This window comes from Pseudonocardia wallangbongensis, assembly GCF_054486945.1.
Genome location: NZ_JBRERS010000006.1, coordinates 117,905 through 138,956 on the forward strand (window position 1 = coordinate 117,905; position 21,052 = coordinate 138,956).

At 70.3% G+C, this 21,052-nt stretch carries 20 protein-coding genes; 7 read left to right on the forward strand and 13 right to left on the reverse strand.

What is annotated here, in order from left to right:
- Nucleotides 1-31: 31 nt before the first annotated feature.
- Nucleotides 32-811, forward strand: coding sequence for an SAM-dependent methyltransferase (locus ACU436_RS22760; RefSeq protein WP_459028435.1), 780 nt, complete (start codon nt 32-34; stop codon nt 809-811).
- 148 nt (nt 812-959) lie between these two features.
- Here the strand turns inward: ACU436_RS22760 and ACU436_RS22765 are convergent, their stop codons facing one another.
- Nucleotides 960-1,253 (reverse strand): hypothetical protein, encoded by a 294-nt coding sequence (locus tag ACU436_RS22765; protein ID WP_459028437.1) that lies wholly within the window; start codon nt 1,251-1,253, stop codon nt 960-962.
- 89 nt (nt 1,254-1,342) lie between these two features.
- Here ACU436_RS22765 and ACU436_RS22770 point away from each other — a divergent pair, with 89 nt between their 5' ends.
- From ACU436_RS22770 to ACU436_RS22780, 3 genes are all read left to right on the forward strand, one after another.
- Nucleotides 1,343-1,531, forward strand: coding sequence for a MerR family transcriptional regulator (locus ACU436_RS22770; RefSeq protein ID WP_459028438.1), 189 nt, complete (start codon nt 1,343-1,345; stop codon nt 1,529-1,531).
- A gap of 310 nt (nt 1,532-1,841) precedes the next feature.
- Entirely contained in the window at nt 1,842-3,017 is a 1,176-nt protein-coding gene (locus tag ACU436_RS22775; protein ID WP_459028440.1) for an FAD-dependent oxidoreductase, read from the forward strand.
- 98 nt (nt 3,018-3,115) lie between these two features.
- Nucleotides 3,116-3,850: an IclR family transcriptional regulator domain-containing protein gene (locus ACU436_RS22780; RefSeq protein WP_459028442.1), complete on the forward strand. Its 735-nt coding sequence runs from the start codon at nt 3,116-3,118 to the stop codon at nt 3,848-3,850.
- Nucleotides 3,851-4,056: 206 nt separating this feature from the next.
- On the opposite strand, the gene ACU436_RS22785 is transcribed toward ACU436_RS22780, so the two are convergent.
- Nucleotides 4,057-5,277 carry a bile acid:sodium symporter family protein gene (locus tag ACU436_RS22785; RefSeq protein ID WP_459028444.1) on the reverse strand — a complete coding sequence of 407 codons (1,221 nt, stop codon included), beginning with the start codon at nt 5,275-5,277 and terminating at the stop codon, nt 4,057-4,059.
- A gap of 159 nt (nt 5,278-5,436) precedes the next feature.
- Here ACU436_RS22785 and ACU436_RS22790 point away from each other — a divergent pair, with 159 nt between their 5' ends.
- Nucleotides 5,437-6,384, forward strand: a complete 948-nt coding sequence (locus ACU436_RS22790; protein WP_459028446.1) for a winged helix-turn-helix transcriptional regulator — start codon at nt 5,437-5,439, stop codon at nt 6,382-6,384.
- On the opposite strand, the gene ACU436_RS22795 is transcribed toward ACU436_RS22790, so the two are convergent.
- Genes ACU436_RS22795 through ACU436_RS22825 form a run of 7 tightly spaced genes read right to left on the reverse strand, consistent with a single transcriptional unit; the run spans nt 6,374 to nt 14,186 of the window.
- Nucleotides 6,374-7,726, reverse strand: coding sequence for an aldehyde dehydrogenase family protein (locus ACU436_RS22795; RefSeq protein ID WP_459028448.1), 1,353 nt, complete (start codon nt 7,724-7,726; stop codon nt 6,374-6,376). The two genes, ACU436_RS22790 and ACU436_RS22795, sit on opposite strands and share 11 nt — an antisense overlap.
- A gap of 23 nt (nt 7,727-7,749) precedes the next feature.
- Nucleotides 7,750-8,922, reverse strand: coding sequence for an acyl-CoA dehydrogenase family protein (locus ACU436_RS22800; RefSeq protein ID WP_459028449.1), 1,173 nt, complete (start codon nt 8,920-8,922; stop codon nt 7,750-7,752).
- A 4-nt stretch (nt 8,923-8,926) separates the two neighbouring features.
- Nucleotides 8,927-9,685 (reverse strand): enoyl-CoA hydratase-related protein, encoded by a 759-nt coding sequence (locus ACU436_RS22805; RefSeq protein WP_459028451.1) that lies wholly within the window; start codon nt 9,683-9,685, stop codon nt 8,927-8,929.
- 22 nt (nt 9,686-9,707) lie between these two features.
- The gene (locus tag ACU436_RS22810) at nt 9,708-11,273 is read right to left on the reverse strand and encodes a class I adenylate-forming enzyme family protein (protein ID WP_459028453.1); all 1,566 of its coding nucleotides are present in this window, start codon (nt 11,271-11,273) and stop codon (nt 9,708-9,710) included.
- Nucleotides 11,270-11,683 carry a Zn-ribbon domain-containing OB-fold protein gene (locus ACU436_RS22815; RefSeq protein ID WP_459028455.1) on the reverse strand — a complete coding sequence of 138 codons (414 nt, stop codon included), beginning with the start codon at nt 11,681-11,683 and terminating at the stop codon, nt 11,270-11,272. The genes ACU436_RS22810 and ACU436_RS22815 overlap by 4 nt, the downstream gene beginning before the upstream one ends.
- A gap of 2 nt (nt 11,684-11,685) precedes the next feature.
- Nucleotides 11,686-12,858, reverse strand: a complete 1,173-nt coding sequence (locus ACU436_RS22820) for a thiolase family protein (RefSeq protein WP_459028456.1) — start codon at nt 12,856-12,858, stop codon at nt 11,686-11,688.
- Nucleotides 12,855-14,186, reverse strand: a complete 1,332-nt coding sequence (locus ACU436_RS22825; protein WP_459028458.1) for an MFS transporter — start codon at nt 14,184-14,186, stop codon at nt 12,855-12,857. The genes ACU436_RS22820 and ACU436_RS22825 overlap by 4 nt, the downstream gene beginning before the upstream one ends.
- Before the next feature lie 195 nt (nt 14,187-14,381).
- Between ACU436_RS22825 and ACU436_RS22830 the strand changes: the two genes are divergently transcribed.
- Nucleotides 14,382-14,936, forward strand: a complete 555-nt coding sequence (locus ACU436_RS22830) for an NADPH-dependent FMN reductase (RefSeq protein ID WP_459028460.1) — start codon at nt 14,382-14,384, stop codon at nt 14,934-14,936.
- Here the strand turns inward: ACU436_RS22830 and ACU436_RS22835 are convergent, their stop codons facing one another.
- Nucleotides 14,937-15,587 carry a helix-turn-helix domain-containing protein gene (locus ACU436_RS22835; protein ID WP_459028462.1) on the reverse strand — a complete coding sequence of 217 codons (651 nt, stop codon included), beginning with the start codon at nt 15,585-15,587 and terminating at the stop codon, nt 14,937-14,939.
- Between ACU436_RS22835 and ACU436_RS22840 the strand changes: the two genes are divergently transcribed.
- On the forward strand, nt 15,558-15,890 hold the full coding sequence (locus tag ACU436_RS22840) for an SRPBCC family protein (protein ID WP_459028464.1): 333 nt from the start codon (nt 15,558-15,560) through the stop codon (nt 15,888-15,890). The two genes, ACU436_RS22835 and ACU436_RS22840, sit on opposite strands and share 30 nt — an antisense overlap.
- On the opposite strand, the gene ACU436_RS22845 is transcribed toward ACU436_RS22840, so the two are convergent.
- Genes ACU436_RS22845 through dnaE form a run of 3 tightly spaced genes read right to left on the reverse strand, consistent with a single transcriptional unit; the run spans nt 15,863 to nt 21,015 of the window.
- Nucleotides 15,863-17,071, reverse strand: coding sequence for a DUF480 domain-containing protein (locus ACU436_RS22845; protein ID WP_459028465.1), 1,209 nt, complete (start codon nt 17,069-17,071; stop codon nt 15,863-15,865). The two genes, ACU436_RS22840 and ACU436_RS22845, sit on opposite strands and share 28 nt — an antisense overlap.
- Before the next feature lie 42 nt (nt 17,072-17,113).
- Nucleotides 17,114-17,494 carry a DUF6300 family protein gene (locus tag ACU436_RS22850; protein ID WP_459028467.1) on the reverse strand — a complete coding sequence of 127 codons (381 nt, stop codon included), beginning with the start codon at nt 17,492-17,494 and terminating at the stop codon, nt 17,114-17,116.
- Nucleotides 17,494-21,015 (reverse strand): DNA polymerase III subunit alpha, encoded by a 3,522-nt coding sequence (dnaE, locus tag ACU436_RS22855; protein WP_459029083.1) that lies wholly within the window; start codon nt 21,013-21,015, stop codon nt 17,494-17,496. Before dnaE ends, ACU436_RS22850 begins: the two co-directional genes overlap by 1 nt.
- Nucleotides 21,016-21,052: the final 37 nt, after the last annotated feature.

Here is a 21,052-nt window from a genome sequence, read left to right on the forward strand (position 1 = left end):
GCGCCGACCCCCCGCCCCGAGGAGCCGCCCTGTGACGCACGACTCGACGGAGCTCAGGTTCGACGTCCCGCACTCGGCCCGGATCTGGAACTACTGGCTGGGCGGCAAGGACAACTACGCGCCCGACCGGGCCGTCGGCGATGCGGTCGCGGCGCAGAACCCGCAGATCCTCGTCATCGCCCGGCAGGCCCGCCAGTTCCTCATCCGCGCGGTGACCCACCTGGCGGGCGAGGCGGGCATCGACCAGTTCCTCGACATCGGCACCGGCCTCCCCACCATGCAGAACACCCACGAGGTGGCGCAGCGACAGAACCCCTCCGCACGGATCGTCTACGTCGACAACGATCCGCTGGTGCTCGCCCATGCCCGCACGTTGCTGGTGAACACCACGCCGGAGGGCACGACCAGGTACGTGCACGCCGATGTCCGGGAACCGGAGGCGATCCTCGCGGAGGCCGGCAAGACCCTCGATCTCGACCGACCCGTCGCCGTCATGCTGTTGGGCATCCTCGGGCACGCCGCACCCGACTTCGACGACATGCGCTCGATCATCGACCGCCTGATGGCCGGGGTCCCCGCGGGCAGTTACCTCGCGCTGCTGGACGGCAGCGACACCAGCGACACCGTCCGCGAGAGCGCCGAGATGAGCAACTACCGGCTGCGCACCCTCGACGAGTTCCGGGAGTGCTTCGCCGGCCTCGAAATGATCGAACCCGGTCTCGTACCGTCGCCACGGTGGCGCCCGATCCCCACCGAGATCGGTGCACCCGAGCACATCGACTCCTACTGCGCGGTGGGCCGCAAGCCCTGACGGTCACGCTCCCACGGCCGACGTTGCCACCTACCGTGCTCGCCCTCCTCGCGTTGACCGGAGCTGTCCTCGAGGCCCGTGCCAGTCACGACCCGCCGAGTCAACCTGACCCGTCGCTCGAACCTCCGCCGTGGTGCTCCGACGAGAGCTACGCGGGCGGCATCCCGAACAGTCCACGTGGCTTGCGGTGGCGTGTCCCCCGATACGGCCGGTTCAGAGCTTCCTCGACGAACCACCACGCGTCCGCCTCCGTGTCCGCCCAGCCGTGCGCCGACTTGCCGCCGTCGAGAACGACGGTCCAGCGGTACCGGCCGCTGCGCGCACTGAAGTTCACCGACGCTCGCCCCTGCGCCCGAGCGATCGCCAGCCGCGCGTCCGCCTCGTCCGCCGCCTCGCCCATGACGCAACCGCCTCCCGGGATCGCCGTCCACCAGAACGTCACGACCTGCAGAGTAGTCGAAATCGACTCATGGCGTTACTATCGCCTCAGAGCGGTGGCAACGACTCAGGAGCCGACCTAGCGTCGGCCCCGTGAGCGAGGAACGACTGATCAGTACGGGTGAGGTCGCCCGTGCCGTCGGTCTGTCCCGCCAGACCATCCAGCGGTACCAACGCGAGGGGTTGCTCACCCCCGTGTTCGTCACGACCGGCGGCCACGCGCGATGGCGACTGCCGGATGTCCTGGACGAGTTGAAGAAGCTCCGGACTCGACCCGAGTAGCCAGTCGCCGGACGGAACGTCGGCCGCGCGCCCCGAGGATCTCGCCCACGACGAAGCCGACGGTGCGGCCACCGGTGGACGGGGACCGATCCAGGCCGCTTCCGATCATGCGGCCCTTCCCGTTCCCGTACCCGGCGACCTCCTGAAGGCGACCGGTCGCTGGACGCAGTCGACGGACGGTAGCGATCTGACGACCGCCGAGAGTCGGCCTCGTGGCGGCCACGTCGGGCACCCCGGGACACGTTGACATGTGTCTTGCCCCCTCCTACCGTCATTTGCGAAGTAGTTTCGTATAACGAAAGGATGGCCGATGAGCGGGTCGCTCCGGGTGGTCGTGGTGGGCGGCGGGATCGGCGGTCTGGCAGCCGCGCTCGCTCTGCACCGGCGCGGGCTCGACGTCACGGTGTACGAACAGGCGCCGCAGCTCGGGGAGATCGGAGCCGGCGTACAGGTGACCCCGAACAGCGTTCGCCTCCTCGACCGGCTCGGGATCGGCCGGGAGCTGCGTCGGCTCGGGGTACGGCTGGACCCGCAGCGCTCGACGTACTACCGGATGGACGGCGCGCCGATCGCGCCCATCCTCACCACCGACTCCACCGGCGCCAACTTCATCTACGGCGTCCACCGGGCCGACCTGGTGAACATGCTCGCCGGCGCTCTCCCGACCGGCATCGTGCACACGGGCCACCGGTGCACGGGACTCCGGGAGTCGGCGGAGGCCGCGCACGTGGTGTTCGAGAACGGCGTCACCGTCGAGGCGGACGTCGTGGTGGCCGCCGACGGCATCCACTCCGCACTGCAGCGGCACGTGGTGGAGCCGGCCAGGCCGGTCGACTCGGGCTCGGTCGCCTATCGGGGGCTCCTACCCGCCGAGGAGGTGCCGTCGTGGCCCACCGATCGCTTCGAGCTCTGGATGGGGCCCGGCAAGCACCTGCTCGTCTTCCCGGTCCGTTCCGGCACGCTCATCAACTACGTGGGGTTCGTGCCGAGCCACGTCCAGGCCGAGGAATCGTGGTCGGCCCCGGGTGACCCGGCCGTGCTCGCCGAGGCGTTCTCCGGTTGGGATCCGCGCATCCAGGAACTCCTCGCCGCGGTGCGGAACACGTTCTGGTGGGGCCTGTACGACCGGGAACCGTTGCCGCGCTGGACCGACGGCAGGCTCACCCTCCTCGGCGACGCCGCGCACCCGATGCTCCCCCATCTCGGCCAGGGCGCCAACCAGGCCATCGAGGACGCCGCCGCCCTCTCCATCGTCCTGGCCGACGCGACGCCGGAGACCGCACGGGCCCGGTTGGGCGAGTACGAGGCGTTGCGCCACCCGCGCACGACCGCCGTGCAGGCCGGGGCGCGCGCGAACGGCCTGCGCTACGACTCGCGGTACGAGGACCTGAACGCCCGCGACACCGAGCTCGACGCCGTTCGCACCTTCCGCCTGTCGCTCTACGACTACGACGTCGAGCGCGCCGCTCTGCAGACCCACCCGTGACGGGGCCGGCACACCTTGACGTGGCACCGCGGTTTTTCGTATAACGAAGTGTGTCCGATAGCGCCGTTCCTGCGCCTGCGCGTGAGCGATCGGAGGTGATGGCCGGCCTCGCCAAAGGGTTGCGGATCATCGAGGCCTTCGACGAGACCCGCCCCGCGCTCACCGTCTCGACGGCAGCCGAGGCGGCGGGCATCACGCCGGCCGCGGCCCGGCGGTGCCTGCTCACCATGCAGGAGCTGGGCTACCTCAGCCACGACGGCAAGTTCTTCCGTCCCACCCCGCGAATGCAGCGCCTCGGCGGCTCGTACAGCGGCAGTGCGCCACTGCCGGTGCTGGCCCAGCCGCACCTGCAGGCGGTGCGCGACGAGCTCGGGGAGTCGGCGTCCCTTGCGGTGCTCGACGGTTCCCACGTCACGTTCATCGCCCGGGTGGAGTCGCAGCGCATCGTGACCATGAACGTCCGCCTCGGCGCCCGCCTGCCCGCACACGCGTCCGCCACCGGGCGCCTGCTGCTGTCGTCCCTTCCGGACGAGGAGATCGACCGCCATCTCGCGGGGTGTTCCCCGGAGCGCACCGGCCCGAACACCGTCACCGACGTCGCGGAGATCCGCAGGCGCATCCTCGCGGTGCGCGGGTCCGGGGTGTCGGTCACCGACGAGGAGCTCGAGGTCGGGGTGCGCACGGTCGCCGTGCCGGTGGCCGACGTGACCGGCCTGATCCACGCGGCGCTGAGCGTCGCCGTGCTCGCCAGCCGGACCCCGATGGACGAGCTGCGCGAGCGGCACGTCCCCGTCATGCAGCGGGCGGCCGCCCTGCTCGGGAAGATGCTCTGAGAGCGGCCTGAACAACCCCGACCGTAGTGCGGCTTGATCAGCGGGTCGGTGCATTCGCGGCCACATGTGGCCGCCCTCGCACCGAGGCCGTGATCATGCCCGCGAAGCCGGCATCCGGTGGCGCCGCGCGCCAAACCGGGCAGGCCCCCGGCCTGCCCGCGATATGCCCGGGAGGGGCCGCGCCACCGGAGGCCCCACCGACGCTCCTAGCCCCGCTCGGCCTCAGGGGTCGTGGGGGCGGGGATGCGCGCGTCGTCCTCCTCGGCCTTCTTCTGGAAGTAGGGCACGAAGAGCGTGACGGCGAGCAGGTTCTGCGTCTTGCCGTAGACGATCGCGGGCACGATCGCCAGCGGGCCGAAGTAGCCGACCGCGAGGGCCGGCGCGATCGCGGCGTTCTCGATGCCGACCTCGAAGCACGAGGCGACCCGCTGGGGCCGGGCGAACCCGAGGTACTTCGGCAGCACGTAGCCCAGGGTCAGGCCGAGCACGCCGTGGACGAGGCAGGCGATCACGACGAAGCCGATCACACCGAGGTTGGCGAGGATCGTCGCGGTGCCCTTGGAGACGGTGCCCATCAGCACGCACGCGAGGGAGAGGACCGCGACCGCGGGAAGGGCGGGCTTGATCTTCTCGACGAGCCGCGGGAAGAACATGCCCACGATCGATGCGGCGACGACCGGGGCGAGGACGTACTGCACCAGCTCGAGGAACATGCCGGTGGCGTCGACCGAGGTGGTGCTGCCGACGAACAGCTTGACGAGCAGGGGCTGGAGGAAGGGGGCGATCAGCACGTTCACGGTGGTCGCCGAGACCGAGAGCGCCAGGTCGCCCTTGCTGATGAGGGTCCAGCTGTTCGACGCGGCCCCGGTCGGGGAGGTGGCGAGCAGGATCATCCCGATGGCCAGCTGCTGAGCCAGGTCCTCGGAGAGGAACGGGTGGAAGGCGGCGTAGGAGACGCAGTAGCCGACCAGCGGCATGACGATCCAGCGGAGCAGGACCACCGTGATGACCGGCCGGATGTCCCGGATCAACCGGCGCCAGGCGTCCAGGGAGATCTGGATGCCCATGACCGCGAGGGTGATGGCGAGTACCGCGTTGAAGCTCGTCCCGAAGAACGAGGTCGAGATCGAGATCGTCGGGTAGTACACGAAGCCGAAGGCGATGCCGAGTAGCAGCCAGGTGGCGGACCCGCGCCCGACGAAGTCGCACAGCCGACGCCAGAGCGGCAGCACGGCGTCCGCCCGGTGGAGCGTGTAGTCGCGGTACTCGAGCAGCATTCCCGCGATCCACAGGACGGCCGTGGCGGCGACGGCGCCGGGGTGCTGGCCGAACGGCATGCCCTGCCAGCCGGAGGCGCCGAAGGGGATGAGGAAGCCGAGCGCGAAGAAGACGTAGGCCACCAGCTTGAGCCGAGCCGTCGTCGTCATGGGGCGCCTCCCGCCTGTTTTCGGATAACGAAATCTACTCCGCTATCCGAAGAGACTGTGCCGATCCGCCATCGGCCCTGTCAAGGTCGGTCCGCCGGGAAGGACGTGGGTGCGGCCGAGCATGCCGAAGCGGACTACACGGTCAATTATGCTGATCCCATGGCAGGGCAGCCCGCAGTGCGGCCGACGGTCGGGCCCGCCGACGAGCGCTCGGCCGACGGTGTCGCGGCCGCCATCGACAACGTGGGCGACGCCTGGTCGTGGCTGCTGCTGCACGAGTCGATCGTGTGCGGTGTCAGCCGCTTCGACGGCTTCCAGCAACACCTCGGCATCGCCAGGTCCACATTGGCCGCGCGGCTGGAGAGCCTGTGCGAGAACGGGCTCCTGGTGCGCGATGTGGTGGCCAAGCCGGAGTACCGCCCCACCCCCGCGGGCCGGGCGTTCAGCACCTGCCTGCTGATGGCCATGAACTGGGGCGATCGCTGGGAGCCCGCCCCGTCGGGCCCGTCCCTTTCGGTGGAGCACGTCGGGTGCGGCTCGCGCGCCGGGGTCGAGATGCGCTGCGCGTCGTGCCACCTCCCGGCCGTGGCCCGAGAGGTCACGTTCGACGAGATCCCGCCCGCTCCCGCACCCTCCGCTCACGGGCGCATCCGCGTGCCAGGGCTGGAACTGCTGGAACGCAACGGTCCGAACTCGGTCGCTCGCACGCTGAAGGTCACCGGCGACCGTTGGAGCAGCCTGGTGCTACGCGGCGCGTTCTTCGGGCTGCGCAGGTTCGACGAGTTCGAGCGCGCGCTGGGAATCGCGCCGAACATCCTTTCCCAGCGGCTCATCCGCTTGACGGAGCTGGACATCCTGAACAGGACGCCCTATGCGGTGAGCCCGCGCCGTTACGAGTACCGCCTCACCGATCGCGGGCTCGGCCTCTACCCGATGTACCTGGCCATGCTGTCGTGGGGCGTCACCTGGGCCGGCGCCCGCCCCGACGCGTTGCGGCTGCACCACGCCCCCTGCGGTCAGGACCTGCGCCCCGTCGTCTGCTGCACGGCCTGCGGCCGCGCGGCCGCCGAGGACCAGCTGCGCATGCACCGCCGCTTCACCCACTGAAGTGCACGTGCTTGAGCTCGGTGAACTGCCGGACGCCCTCGACGCCCCGGGTACGGCCGAGCCCGCTCGCCTTGACACCACCCGCGGGCACCTCGGCGTACGTGCTTCCCCAACCGTTGACCCAGACGGTCCCCGCCTCCATGGCATGGGCGATCCGCCATGCCCGCCCGGCATCGGCCGTCCACACCGCACCGACCAGTCCGTACTCGGTGGCGTTGGCGAGCCGTAGTGCGTCCTGCTCGCCGTCGAACGGCTCGACGGTGAGCACGGGGCCGAAGACGTCGCTCTGCACGATCGGCGCGCCGACATCCGGCGCATCCACGACGGCGGGCCGCAGGAAGCGCCCGGGCAGGCCGCCCGGGCGCACCGGCTCGCCCCCGCTGACCGGGAACTCGCGGCGCGCCTGCTCGAGCATGGCGGCAACCCGGTCGGCGTGCCCGTCCGAGATGAGCGGGCCGAGGTCGGTGCGCCCGTCGGCCGGGTGGCCGGCGCGCAGCCGGGACAGCGTCTCCTCGACGACCTGCCGGGCGTGCGGTTGGACGTCGCGGGGCACGAGGAGCCGGGACAGCGCCATGCACATCTGACCGCTGGTGATCACCGATGCCCGCGCCAGGCGTGGCAGCACCGTGTCCAGATCGGCGTCGGCGAAGACGATGGCGGCGTTCTTGCCCCCCAGCTCGAGGAGGGGCCGCAGCACGTTCCCGGCGGCGGCGCGCAGGATCTCCCGGCCCACCGCCGTGGACCCGGTGAAGGCGACCGCGCGGACGGCGGGCTGCCGCAACAGGTGACCGGCGACCTCGCGGTCCCCGTCCACCATGGCGACGACCCCCTCCGGCAGCCCCGCGTGCTCCCCCAGCGCGAGCAGCTGCCGGGTGATGTGGCTGGTCTGCGAGGCCGGTTTGACCACCGCCGTGATGCCCGCGGCCAGCGCCGGAGCGAGGTCGCGCAGCAGCAACAGCACCGGCCAGTTCCACGGCACGATGAACGCGCCCACGCCCACCGGCCCCCGGACCAGGTGGCTGCGCGTTCCATCGGGCAGCGTGGCCGCCCAGCCGTCGGCCCGGCGGGCCAGCCCCGCGTTGTACTCGAGCGCGTCGGCCGCGCCCTCGACCTCGCGCCGGGCCTCGCCCACCGGCTTGCCGGTCTCCACCACGAGCCCCGCCACCAGGTCGTCGTGCTGGGCCCGCACCCCCTGCGCCCACTCGGCCAGCACCCTCGACCTGCGGCGTCCGTCGACGCTCCAGGACGCCAGTGCCGCGCCCGCGGCCCGCGCCCGCTCCGCCACCTCATCAGGTGTGCTCGGCGCGACCGGCGGCAACGGCTCCCGCGTCGACGGGTCCACGGGTTCGACGATCGGATCCCATGTCATGCCAGGTGCCCTCCGAGCCGATAGCGGCCGGTGAGCACCTGGTTCGCGAGGGTGCGCCGCTGGATCTCGTCGCTGCCCTCGTAGATCCGCAGCACCCGCAGGTCCCGAGCCCACAGCTGGATGGGCAGCTCCTGGGAGTAGCCCATGCCGCCGTGGATCTGCAGCGCGCGGTCCGCGATGTCGTTCGCGTACCGGGCCACCTTCAGCTTGGCGATGGCCGACGTGGCGATCTGCGTGCCGTCGTCCTGGTCCGCGGTCCACGCGGCCAGCAGCGTCGCGTAGCGGGCCGCTTCCAGCTCGGCCACCGAGTCCGCGATCATCCACTGGATCGCCTGGTGGTCCGCGAGCGGCTTGCCGAAGGTCCGCCGCACCTTCGCGTACTCGACCGCCATGCCGAGCAGCCGCTCCGCCGCCCCCACCGCCCGTGAGGGCTGGATGTAGCGGCCCCGGCCGATCCACCGCATCGCCAGCCGGAATCCGTCACCGACCTCGCCGAGCACGTTCGCGGCCGGGACCCGCACCCCGTCGAACGTCAACGAAGCCGGGCACATCTGGCCCATCGTGGGAATGGGCGAACTGGTGAAGCCCATCTCCCGCTCGACAAGGAACGCGGTGAACGCCGTGCGCCGGTCCGCCTCCGGGTCGGTCCGCGCGACCACGATGGCCAGGTCGGCGTCCATGCCGTGGGTGATGAACGTCTTCTCGCCGTCGATCACCCAGTCGCTCCCGTCGCGCCGCGCGGTGGTGCGCAGCGCGGTCAGGTCCGAGCCCGCGTCCGGTTCGGTGGCCGCGAAGCAGGAGATCCGGTCGCCCGCGATCGTCGGGAGCAGGTAGCGCTCCCGCTGAGGCCCGTCGCACTCGTAGAGGATGTTGTCGGCCTCGCCGCCCAGGTGGAAGCGGACGAGCGTCTTGCCCAGCTCCATGTGCAGCAGGGACTGGTCGACGCAGTCCAGCTCCATCCCGCCGTACTCGGCCGGGGTGCTCGGCCCCCAGAACCCGAACGCGCGCGCCTTCCGCTGCAGCTCACGAACCTCGTCGGGCGTGATGCCGGCGCCACCGCGCTGCAGGCGGCGGAGCAGTTCCTCCTCCAGCGGGACGACTTCCCTGGTGACGAACCTGCGGATGGTCTCGCGGATCGCCTGCTGCTCGGTGGTGAGGGAGAAGTCCATCGCGTCACTCGCCGGTGAACCGGGCGGCGCGCTTGTCGAAGAACGCGGAGATGCCCTCTTTCAGGTCGCGGGTACCGAACATCGACTCGTACGCCCGCCGTTCCAGGTCGAGCCCGGCCTGCATCGGCGCGTCCAGGCCGCCGCGGACCGAGGACTTGATCGCTCGCGCGGTGAGCGGGGGCTTCGCGGCGATCTGCCCGGCCACCTCGACGGCACGCTCGGTGGCGTCGCCCGGCACCACCTCGGCGACCAGGCCGAGCAGGCGCGCGTCCTCGGCCGTGACCCGGTTGCCGGTGAGCAGCAGGAACATCGCGTTGCCCCGGCCGATCAGGCGGGGCATGAGCTGGGTGCCGCCGCCCCCGGGCACGATGCCCAGGTTGATCTCCGGCTGGGCGAACCTTGCGCTCTCGGACGCGATCACGAAGTCGCACTGCATGGCCAGCTCGCAGCCGCCGCCCAGTGCGTAGCCGTTCACCGCGGCGATGACCGGCTTGGGGCAGTCCCAGACCGGGCGGGTGGCCGGGGTGTTGATCGCTCCGACGACATCCCGGTCCGCCTGCTCACGCAGGTCCGCGCCCGCGGCGAACGCGCGCTCGTCCCCGGTCAGCACCACCACCCTGACCTCGGGGTCGGCATTGATCTTCGCGAACGCCTCGACCAGCTCCGCGCGCACCTCCGTGTTCAGCGCGTTGCGCACCTCGGGGCGGTTGATCCGGACCAGCGCCACATGCGGTTCCGGGTTCTCGACGACGACGACGGACATGCCCTGCACTCACCACTCTCTCTCAGGATTTCGCGGGGTTCTCGGCGGCCCGGCGCGCCATCTCCCGCAGCTCGCGCTTCAGCAGCTTCCCGGTGGATCCGCGCGGGAACGCGTCCAGGAATGCGACGGACCGCGGCTTCTTGTAGCCGGCCAGCCGGGTCCGGCAGTGGTCGACGACCTGCTCAGCGGTGAGCGTGGCCCCCGGCTCGAGCTGGACGAACGCCGCGACCGACTCGCCGTAGCGGGGATCGGGAACGCCCACCACGCCCGCGTCCGCGACCTGCGGCAGCTCCCGGATGACGTCCTCGACCTCTCGCGAGTAGACGTTGTAGCCGCCGGTCACGACCATGTCCTTCGTGCGGTCCACGATGTACAGGAAGCCGTCGGTGTCGAACCGGCCGACGTCGCCGGTGGCGAACCAGCCGTCGCGCAGCACGGCGGCCGTGGCCTCCGGCCGGTTGTGGTAGCCGCGCATGACGAGGAACTGGCCGGGCCGGCCGTCGCGGACCATGATCTCGCCCGGCTGCCCGGTGGGCGCGGGCTTCCCGGCGGCGTCCACGAGCTTGATCTCCATGCCGGGTACCGGACGACCCACCGACCCGGCACGGGTCCGGCGGTCGGCGGGCTCCAGCGCGGCGATCTGCCCCACTTCCGTCATGGCGAAGAACGCGTGCACCCGCACCCCCGGCAGGGCTGCCTCGAAGCGCTCGGCCAGTTCGGCCGGGAAGGCCTCGCCGGTGCCGAGCACGATCCGCAGGTCGGCGAACCCGGACGGGTTCTCCTCGACGGCGTCGATGAGCATCCGTCCGACGGTCGGCACCATGCCCAGTACGCTCACCCGCTCCTCGGCGATGAGCCGGGTGGCTTCCGCCACGTCGAACCTGGGCATGATCACCACGGCGCTGCCGTGGCAGACCATGTTGACGATCCGCGCCAACCCGGTCCGGTGCGCCATCGGCGTGGTGATCAGGGTCCGGTCCGCCGGGCCCAGTCCCCAGGTCAGGCCGTTCAGGAACCCGTGCGCCACGATGTAGTTGGACTGGGTCAGCACCGCACCCTTGGGCCGTCCGGTGGTGCCGGAGGTGTAGCAGATCGCGCAGTCGTCGGCGTCCAGCGGCACCTCGGGCAGGTCGTGCGGCTCGGTACGCAGGAGCTCGTGCAGCCACAGCGGCGCGGCGGCGGCCGGCTCCGCGTCCACGGTCGACCCGTCGTCGACCAGCACCGCGGTCACCGCGCCGTTCACGTGCCCGCCCAGCGTGGCCCACCGGCTCGCGGTCGTGACCGTCAGCCGGGGCTCGCTGTCGGAGATCATGTAGGCGATCTCCGCGTCGGTGAGCCTCGGGTTCACCGGCACGGTCACCGCCCCGAGCCGGCACGCCGCGAGGAACACGGCGACGAAATCCGCTCCGTTGGGCAGGCACACCGCGATCCGGTCGCCGGCACCGGTCTTCGCGTCGTGCAGCCCCGCCGCCAGCCGGTCAACGAGAGCGTCCAGCTCCCCGAACGTCAACCGGGCGCCGTCGCAGATCACCGCGTCCCGGTCCGCCTGCCGCTCCGCCTGCGACCGGAGGTAGGCCGACAGCCTCATGCCGGCTCGAAGGCGGGGTACCGGCTGCCGTCCGCCAGCTCCTCCCACACCAGCCGCACCGGCCGGCCGACGGTGAGCGCGGCCGGGTCGCAGCCGACCACGTTCGCCAGGACCCGGACGCCCTCCTGCAGGTCCACCAGCGCGCACACGTACGGCACTCGGTGCTCGTGCCCGGGCCACGCGCTGTGGGTCACCGTCCAGGAGTACAGCTCACCGGCGCCGCTCACCTCCCGCCACTCGAGGTCGCGCCGCCCGCTGGACAGGCTCAGCGAGCGCGGGAACCACTGCGGCTCACCGGTGGTCCGGTCGTACTGGACGAGGAACCGGCCGTCGCGGGCGGCGGCCCAGAACGCGCTGGTGTCGGTGTAGCCGGTGGGCGTCGGGGCCACCCGGGTATCCGCTTCGCTCATGGTCAGGCCCTCTCCAGGATCATCGCGTTGGACACGGCCCAGTTCCGGCCGTATGGGATGGCGCCGATGCCGGTGACCAGCGCATTCCGCGGGTCGTCCACCTGGCGGGCGCCCGCCCGGCCGGCCAGCTGCCGCACCGCCTCGACCGCATTGAGCCCGCCGCCCGCGAGACCCGGCTGCCCGGCGGAGATCTGCCCGCCCGAGGTGTTCAACGGCAGGTTGCCGGTGTGGGAGAAGTCGTTGTCGAGCACGAACTTCACACCGTCACCGCGTTCGCAGAACCCGGTCTGCTCCATGGTCAGGATCAGCGCGATCAGGAAGTCGTCGTAGAGGTGCAGCATCCGGATGTCGGCGGGCGCCATGCCGGCCTGCGCGAACGCCTTCGGGCCCGCAACGGTGAACCCGGTCGTGGTGATGTCGGGGAGCGGCTCGCGGACGTTGAAGTTGGTGATCTCGCCGTAGCCGACGGGGTGGGCGATGACCGGCACGCCGAGCCGCCGGGCGTTCTCGGTGGACGTCACCACCAGCGCGTTCGCGCCGTCGCAGACCATCACGGAGTCCAGCATCCGCAGCGGGTCGGAGACCACCCTCGAGCCGAGGTAGTCCTCCTCCGTGATCGGCTTGCGCAGCTTGGCGCAACCGAGCGGGTTGAGCAGTGCGTGCTCGCGCTGGGTCACCGCCAGCTTCGCCAGTGCCTGGTCGGGGTCGCCGTGCTGGTGCCGGTAGCGGCGGGTCAGCATGCCGAACGCGCCGACCGGGCCCTTCACACCGGTCGGGTACTGGAACTCCTGGCGGTAGGCGCCGTACTCGGTGGGCGGGTAGGACGACTGGGCATCGGCGGCGAGCACCAGCACGGTCTCGCACAGGCCGTCCCTGATGGCCGAGGCGGCACGCGCCACCCCGCCGATGGTCGACGCACCACCGAGCCCGTTGAGCTGCAGCCACGTCGGGCTCAGCCCGAGGTGCTCGGACAGGTAGACGGCCCAGAACGGGTTGGCGGTCTCGCTCATCGTCTCGCCGACGGACAGCCCGTCGATGTCGGCGAGGTCCAGCCCGGTCTCCGCGAGGACCTCGGCGACGACCTCGGCGGCCAGGTCGTAGGCGCTGCGTCCGGTGCGCAGGCCGACCTCGGTCTCGCCGAACCCGATGATCGCGATGTCGTTCGTCCTCGTCATTTCACTCCGCTTTCCGTGGTCGACCGTGCGGGCACGGGGGTCGTGGCGGCCAGCCCGCGCTGCCGCTTGGCGATCTTCAGCACGCAGGCGATGGTGAGCAGCACGACCGCCGAGTAGAAGGCGACCGCGGTCCAGATGCCGCCTGCGCGCGCCAGCAGGAACTGGGCGGCCACCGGGATCGCGCCGAACAGCGAGCCCGCGAGCTGGTAGGACAGTGAGATGCTGGTGTACCTGATCCGCGCGGGGAACACGCCGTCGGAGAGGAACCCGGCGAGGATCGCGTAGTAGCCGGACTGGGTGGCCATGAAGATCCCCATGCCGACCGCGACCCAGGCGATCGTGCCCGTGCCCATCAGGCCGAACGCCACCGGCATCGTGACGACGGTGGCGACGAGCGAGATCACCATCACCTTGAGGGTGCCGTAGCGGCGGGCGCAGTAGGCCGCGTAGGGCTGGGTGACGAACTGGACGACGGTCGCCAGGAGCAGGACGTTCAGCATGGCCGTCGTGCTCACGCCCACCCCGTGGGTCAGCCAGGACAGCGCGAACGGGTTCTTCATCCCGCTCATCCCGATCCCGACGGCACAGGCTCCGACGGCGAGCGCGATCAACCCGGTGTAGCCCCGGAACACCTCGACGACCGGAACCTTCGCGAGCTGCTTGGCCTTGCGGGCCTCTTCGAACTCGGGCGGGTCGGCGATCCGCAGGCGGATGACCAGCCCCACGATCACCAGGATCGCGCTGAGCAGGAACGGCACCCGCCAGCCCCAGCTCGCGAAGCTCTCCTCCGGTAGCGCGGTGAGCGGGATGAAGACGGCCGTGGACAGCATCGCCCCGGTGGGGGTGCCCTGCTGGGCGAAGTTCCCGAAGGAGATCTTGCGATCCTTGGGTGCGCTCTCCGACGCGATCAGGACCGCGCCGCCCCACTCGCCGCCCAGCGCCACGCCCTGCAGCACGCGCAACAGCGCCAGCAGGACGGGTGCGGCCATCCCGACCTGCTCGTAGGTGGGCAGGAAACCGATCGCCACCGTGGACAACCCCATGATCAGGAGCGTGGTGACCAGGGCCTTCTTCCGCCCCAGTCGGTCACCGACGTGGCCGAACAGGACGCCTCCCAGCGGTCGGCCGATGTACCCGACCCAGAGGGTGGCGAAGGACGCCAGCGCTCCGGCTCCGGGGGCGAGCTCCGGGAAGAAGATCTTTCCGAAGATCAGGCCGGTCGCGGTGGTGAAGACGAAGAAGTCGTACCACTCGATCGTCGTGCCGACGAACGCGGCTATGCCAGCCCGGCGGGCGTTCTTGATCGTGGTGCGTTCGTCGCTGCTCACGTTCACCTCTCGGGCATCTTTGGGCGAGATGTGACCTGCTCGGTCGCGTCCTGGGTCGGCCCCCCGGCTGGCGTGAGTAAATCAGCATGAAGTCTCGTTATGCAAGTTTTGTGGTAGATGACCCGCACGGCCGGGCCGGGCGCGCCGGACGCTCCCGCCGGTAGCCGCGCGAGGCCCCCGGAGTAGGACGAAGGCATGACGGACCCGACCCACGTCCTGTTGATCTCGGGGAGCACCCGAACGGGCTCCACGAACACGGCCGTACTGAGAACCGCGCAAGCGGTGCAGCCCGACGGCGTGACCACCGCCCGTCCCGAACTCCTCGCGGCGCTGCCGGCGTTCAACCCCGACGACGACAACGAGCCGCTCCATCCCGCCGTCGCGGACCTGCGCCGAGAGATCGCTTCGGCGGACGCCGTGGTGTTCTGCACGCCGGAGTACGCCGGGGCGCTGCCCGGCAGCTTCAAGAACCTCCTCGACTGGACCGTCGGCGGCGGCGAGATGTACGGCAAGCCCGTCGCGTGGATCAACGCGTCCTCGCCGGCCGCGCCCACCGCCGGCGCCGACGCGCACGCGTCCCTCGCGAAAGTGCTCGGCTACGTCGGTGCCGACATCGTCGAACGGGCATGTTCCCGAATGCAGATGACCAGGGACGCGATCGGACCTGACGGCCTGGTCACCGATCAGGAGATGCGGCTCACCATCACCGGCGCACTCCGCACCCTGCAGGAGCACGTGCTGAGCCGCTGATCACGATCGGCCGAGGGCGCGCCGGAGCGCCGCGGGGGTCCGGCCGGTGTGCTCGCGCACCGTGCGCGTCAGGTGGGCCTGGTCGGCGAAGCCGAGGTCGGCGGCCAGCGCGGCGAGGCTGCCCTCGCCCTGCTGGAGGCGTTCCACCGCGCGTCCGACGCGGACCCGGTTGCGATAGCGCGTGAGCGAGACGCCGATCTCGAGCGGGAACGCCCGGCTCAGCCGGTAGGGCGACACCCCGAGGTGGTCGGCGAGGGAGAACAGGGCCGCGGCGGCGGGATCCTCTGCGTGGATCGCCTCCCGGGCGGCCGCGACGAGCGCCCGGCCCCCGGCCGAACCGGTCGGGAGCAGGCCGACCGTGCCGGACAGCAGGACGAGCAGCTGCTCGACGAGCGCGAAGTCCGGATCGGGCGCGGTGTCGAGCATCCTCCGGTGGGCGAGGTCCACGCGGGCATCCACGTAGAAGTCGGTGCGGGCGGCGTCGGGGCACAGCGCCGCCCACCGCGCCGGTGCGACCGAGATCGACGTGCAGACGTCGCCACCGGCGGGATGGGCGAACCGTTCCTCTTCTCCCGGGCGCGCGAGGTAGGCGACGGTCGGGCCGACGGCGACGTCCGCATCGTGACGTTCGCCGACGGGACGGTCGCGCACGAGCGGTTCCTCGGCCTCGACGACGACGGGCGGCGCATCCGCTACGCCGTCTTCGGGGGAAGCGTCCGTCCCGGCTACGACGCCGCGGAGATGCAGGTCGTCCCGGACGGCGACGGCAGCCGGCTCGTGTGGACCCACGATGTCCGGCCCGACGCGCTCGGCCCCGGCTTCCGGGCGAACATGGAGCGGGGTGCCGCGGTCATCGGCCGCACGCTGGAGCGTTCCTCAGTGGCCGACGCGTCGAAGCCGGGTCGGTGCCCGGGCGAGGTGTCGGTTCAGAGGGGTCGGCGCGCCACGACGTAGAGGCGTTCGGTGGGCGTCTCGACATCGCGGAGCGGGGAACGCAGGTACCACTCGACGTCCACCAGCCCGGCGGCGGTGACGGCGTCGACCACCTCGGAGGCGTTGTGCAGCACGAACTCCAGGTCGACGGGGACGCCGCAGAGCTCGTCGACGTGGCGCACCTCCTCACCTGCGTGCAGCGCGAACGCCAACCGTCCGCCGGGGACCAGCACCCGTGCGAGCCCGGCGATCACGGCCGGAAGCTCGGAGGTGGCCATGTGCACGAACGCGTACCACGCGGTGATCGCCGACCATCCCGCCGCGGCGCGCGGTCGCAGCAGGTTGGTCAGGTCACCCACCTCGAACTCCACGTCCGGGAACAGGCCCCTGGCCTCGTCGATCATCGCCGGCGACAGGTCCACCCCGACCACCGAGGCGCCGGACGCCGCCAGCCGGGCGGCTACGTGTCCCGGCCCGGTCCCGACGTCCGCGACCGGGCCACCGGTCGCGTCGCCCGCGATGCGGTCGAGCAGCCAGCAGTCGAACGGTTTGTGCGCCAGCTCGGCCGACAGTTCCCGCGCGTAGCCCGCCGCTGCGGCCTCGTACCCGGAAAGCACCCGGGCGTCGCGGACATCGGCGCCCGCAGCGATGACGACGTCCCGATCGACGGGCGCGGGCGGGGGTGTCGCCTCCGGCAGCGGGCCGAGCAGATGAGCCCACCGGGGATCTTGCTGACCCGGCCTGCGCCCCAACTGGACGGCCAGCGGCTCCGGCTGCTCGGCGAGCCCGCGGAGCGTGGCCTCGACCTCGGCGCGGTCCTCGAACGGATGCAGCCGCGCGGTCCGGGTCCGCAGCTCGCCGGGGGCCTGCGGCCCGCGCAGCAGCAACACGGTCAGCACCGCCAGTTCGGGCTCACCGATCCCGAGGTGCTCCTCGAGCCGCTGGTGGAACTTCACTACCCGCGATCCTGCGCCCGTCCACACCGGCCGCACCAGCTCGCGGTCCCTGAGCTCCTTGAGCGTCGCCTGCAGCAACGAGTCGTCGTAGCCGGTGACCGGTTCCCGGCTGCTCGCCTGGTTGCACGCGGCCCGCAAGGAGTTGAGCGTCAGCGGGTAGCTCGCAGGGACCGTGCGCTGCTTCTCCAACAGCGCACCGAGCACTCGCTGCTCGACGGCGGACAACTGCGGTCGCGACTCGGCCACGCCGGGAGCGTAGTGCTTCCCGCCGCCTGGCAGCACCGGCTCTCACCTCCGGCCTGCTCCGTCGTCGCCCGGGTGCTTCTTCGAGCCACTGCTGTTGAGATATCGATCTACTTCGTCGCCGATTTCCCGCTCGCCCGACGCCCACCGCCTCGCGACGCGGCCCACCAGCTCATCGATCAGCGACACGAGGGAGCCGAGCGTGTCGCCGGTGACGGTCTCGTGGACTGCGAAGAACGCGAGGATGCCTTGCGCGTCGCGGTCGTGTCGATCACATACGGCGCATATGCCGACGCTTCGCGTTCCTTCGATGCGGGACCCGTCGGAGCCGGTCAGGCCGTGCGGGACCTGGGCGAGGAGTATGAGCGCTCCGTCGCAGCGGTGACATGGCCGCCCGATCCCGACGTCCACCTCGATCTCGACCACTACGGTGCCATGGCCGCGATCCCGGGAATGTGCTTGAGCTCCCCGAGCAACGCCGACGACACCGTCACGGCGAAGCCGTCGACGGCCAACGGCGTCTCTCGATCCAGGTAGCACAGCACCAGCTTGAGCGGTGTGTTCCCCGAGTGCGCGACGAGAGCCGACTTGAGCTCCGAGACAACCGACTGGTCGAGCCGCAGCGCGTCCGCCTTGATCACGAGCGGAGGCTCGTTCGCGCCCGCCTGCGCAGCGGTCACGTCCAGCGCGATGATCCCCGATGCGAAGATCGACATTCGTTGCTCGTCGCGGATGTTCACGCGCCCCTTGACCGCAACCGCGGAGTCGGCGATGAGATCGTCATGCATTGCCGAGTACGACTTGGGGAAGAACAGAACTTCGATCGACGCATCAAGGTCTTCGATCGTGACGATCGCCCACGGCTCACCCTTCTTGTTGACTCGCCGGTCGACGGAGACGATCATGCCGGCGATCACGGCCTCGCCTTCCGTCGGCGGATCGTCGAGGATGGCCGCGATGGTCCGCGGAGCATGCTTCCGCAGAATCCTTTCCGTCCCGTCGAGCGGGTGCGCCGAGACGTAGAGGCCGAGCATCTCACGCTCGAATGCGAGCATCTGCTTTCGCTGCCACTCGTCTTCGCCGATCTTGAGGTGGGCGAGTGGAGAGGTGTCGGCCGGCGCCGGTTCGTCGCCCATGCCGCCGAAGAGGTCGAACTGGCCGCGTTCCTCGTGGCGCTTGAGGTTGGTGACGGCATCCACCGCCTCTTCGTGCACCATCAGCAACGACTTTCGGGGCTCCCCGAAGGAGTCGAAGCCGCCGGCCTTGACGAGAGATTCGATGGTGCGCTTGTTGCAGCAGACGAGGGGAACCTTCTCGAGGAAATCGGTGAAGGAGGCGAACTTTCCCTTCCGCTTGCGGGTCTCGGCGATCCCTTCGACGACGTTGGCGCCGACGTTGCGGACCGCGCCCAAACCGAACCGGATATCGTGGCCGACCGCGGAGAACCACTGGTCCGAGTCGTTCACGTCCGGCGGAAGGACCTTGATGCCCATGCGGCGACACTCACCGAGGTACACCGCCGACTTGTCCTTGTTGTCGCCGATCGAGGTCAGCTGCGCGGCCATGAACTCGACCGGATAGTTCGCCTTGAGGTACGCGGTCCAGTACGCGACCAGTCCGTAGCCGGCGGTGTGCGACTTGTTGAACGCGTAGCCGGCGAACGGAAGCATGACATCCCACAGGGTTTGACACGCCTCCTCCGAGAAACCCTTGCCGGTCATGCCTTCACGGAATCGCGCGAACTCCTTGTCGAGGATCTCCTTCTTCTTCTTGCCCATGGCCCGCCGCAACAGGTCGGCCTGGCCGAGGCTGTAGCCGGCGAGCTGTTGCGCGATGGCCATCACCTGCTCCTGGTAGACCAGCAGGTGGTAGGTCTCGCTCAGGATCGGTTCGAGCGCCTCTTCGAGCTCCGGGTGGATGGGCGTGATCTTCTGCCGGCCGTTGGAACGCTCGGCGTAGTCCATGTGCGCGTTGGCCGCCATCGGTCCGGGCCGGTACAGCGCGAGCGCCGCAGCGATGTCCCCGAAATGGCTCGGCGCCATGGCCTTGAGCAGCGTTCGCATGCCGCCACCGTCGAGCTGGAACACCCCGAGCGTGTCGCCCCGGGAGAGCAGCTCATAGGTCTTCTCGTCCTCCAGCGCGAGCGTCGGCAGGTCGATGTCGACCCCGTGGTTGGCAGCGACGGCCTTGATGGCGTCGTCCACCACGGTGAGGGTGCGCAGCCCCAGGAAGTCCATCTTCAGCAGGCCGATCTCCTCACACGATGGGAAGTCCCATCCGGTGATGATCGACCGGTCATCGCGCATCCACAGCGGGATGACATCGAGCAGCGGTTCCGAGGAAAGGATCACCGCGCACGCGTGGACGCCGGCGTTCCGGACCAGACCCTCCAGGCCGCGCGCGGTCTGCATGATCTTGCCGACCTCGGGATCGGTCTCCGAGAGCGTGCGAACCTCGGTGGCTTCGGCGTACCGCTCGTGGCTCGAGTCGAAGATGCCCGACAGCGGGATGTCCTTCGCCATGATCGGCGGCGGGAGCGCCTTCGAGATCCGGTCGGCGATGGAGAACCCGGGCTGCCCGTGCAGCACCCTGGCCGCGTCCTTGAGCGCGGCCTTCGTCTTGATGGTGCCGAACGTGATGACCTGTGCGACGTTCTCGGCGCCCCACTTGTCGACGGTGTACTGCATGACCTCACCGCGCCGACGTTCGTCGAAGTCGAGGTCGATGTCGGGCGGGCTGATGCGCTCCGGGTTCAGGAAGCGCTCGAAGATCAGCTTGTGCTCGATCGGGTCGAGGTCGGTGATCTGCAGGATGTAGGCCACCAGCGAGCCGGTGGCCGATCCGCGGCCGGGGCCCACGGCGATCTTCTGCGACTTGGCCCACCGCACGAGGTCGCCGACCACCAGGAAGTACCCGGGGAACCCCATGTTCGAGATCACGCGGAGCTCGATCTCGATACGTTCCTTGTACTCCGCGGTCAACCCGCCCGGATAGCGTGCCGGTGCATACTTCTCGACCTCCGCCCGGAGCAGGTCGTCTTCGGTCTCGCCCGGCTGCAACGGGAACCGCGGCATCCGGTTCACCTCGGCGTAGACCGGATCGTAGGACTCGACACGTTCCGCGATCAGCAACGTGCTGTCGGCGGCGCCCGGAACCTCCTTGTCCCAGTACTCGCGCATCTCGGCGGCACTCTTCAAGTAGTAGCCGTCGCCGTCGAACTTGAACCGGTTGGGGTCATCGAGCGTCTTGCCCGACTGCACGCACAGGAGAGCCGAGTGCGAATCCGCCTGGTCTTGTGTGACGTAGTGCGAGTCGTTGGTTGCCAACGGCCGAAGGCTCAGTTTCTCCGCCACCGCGAGCAGGCCCTCACGAACGGAACGTTCGATCGGCAGGCCGTGGTCCATGAGTTCGAGGAAGAAGTTGTCCGCGCCGAAGATGTCGCGGTAGTCCGCCGCGGCCTGCAGCGCCTCCGCCTCCTGACCCAGGCGCAGCCTGGTCTGCACTTCGCCGGACGGGCACCCGGTGGTCGCGATGATGCCCTCGGCGTACTCGGTGATGAGCTCCCGGTCCATTCGGGGCTTGCGGTAGTAGCCCTCGAACGAGGCGATGCTGGAGAGCTTGAACAGGTTGCGCAGGCCGGTGGCGTTTCCGGCCAGCATCGTCATGTGGGTGTAGGAACCCGCCCCCGAGACGTCGCCGCCCTCACCGAACTCGTCCGAGCCGCGCTGCGACGCCTGCCCCCAGAAGACGGGCTTCTTGATGTGCCGGCTCGTGGGTGCGATGTACGCCTCGATGCCGATGATCGGTTTGACGCTGCTGTTCCGCGCGCGGCGGTAGAACTCGGCGGAGCCGTACATGTTCCCGTGGTCGGTCATCGCCACAGCGGGCATGCCGAGGCGTTCCGCCTCACTGAACAACGCATTTACCTTTGCTGCGCCATCCAGCATCGAATACTCGGTATGCACATGCAGGTGAGCAAATGAA

What these genes read in the sequence shown, in the direction of transcription:
- dnaE (WP_459029083.1), bottom strand. Translation starts at nt 21,015, where the DNA reads ATGCTGGATGGCGCAGCAAAGGTAAATGCGTTGTTCAGTGAGGCGGAA.
- ACU436_RS22805 (WP_459028451.1), bottom strand. Translation starts at nt 9,685, where the DNA reads ATGTCCGTCGTCGTCGTCGAGAACCCGGAACCGCATGTGGCGCTGGTC.
- ACU436_RS22800 (WP_459028449.1), bottom strand. Translation starts at nt 8,922, where the DNA reads ATGGACTTCTCCCTCACCACCGAGCAGCAGGCGATCCGCGAGACCATC.
- ACU436_RS22815 (WP_459028455.1), bottom strand. Translation starts at nt 11,683, where the DNA reads ATGAGCGAAGCGGATACCCGGGTGGCCCCGACGCCCACCGGCTACACC.
- ACU436_RS22820 (WP_459028456.1), bottom strand. Translation starts at nt 12,858, where the DNA reads ATGACGAGGACGAACGACATCGCGATCATCGGGTTCGGCGAGACCGAG.
- ACU436_RS22810 (WP_459028453.1), bottom strand. Translation starts at nt 11,273, where the DNA reads ATGAGGCTGTCGGCCTACCTCCGGTCGCAGGCGGAGCGGCAGGCGGAC.
- ACU436_RS22785 (WP_459028444.1), bottom strand. Translation starts at nt 5,277, where the DNA reads ATGACGACGACGGCTCGGCTCAAGCTGGTGGCCTACGTCTTCTTCGCG.
- ACU436_RS22775 (WP_459028440.1), top strand. Translation starts at nt 1,842, where the DNA reads ATGAGCGGGTCGCTCCGGGTGGTCGTGGTGGGCGGCGGGATCGGCGGT.
- ACU436_RS22790 (WP_459028446.1), top strand. Translation starts at nt 5,437, where the DNA reads ATGGCAGGGCAGCCCGCAGTGCGGCCGACGGTCGGGCCCGCCGACGAG.
- ACU436_RS22780 (WP_459028442.1), top strand. Translation starts at nt 3,116, where the DNA reads ATGGCCGGCCTCGCCAAAGGGTTGCGGATCATCGAGGCCTTCGACGAG.
- ACU436_RS22830 (WP_459028460.1), top strand. Translation starts at nt 14,382, where the DNA reads ATGACGGACCCGACCCACGTCCTGTTGATCTCGGGGAGCACCCGAACG.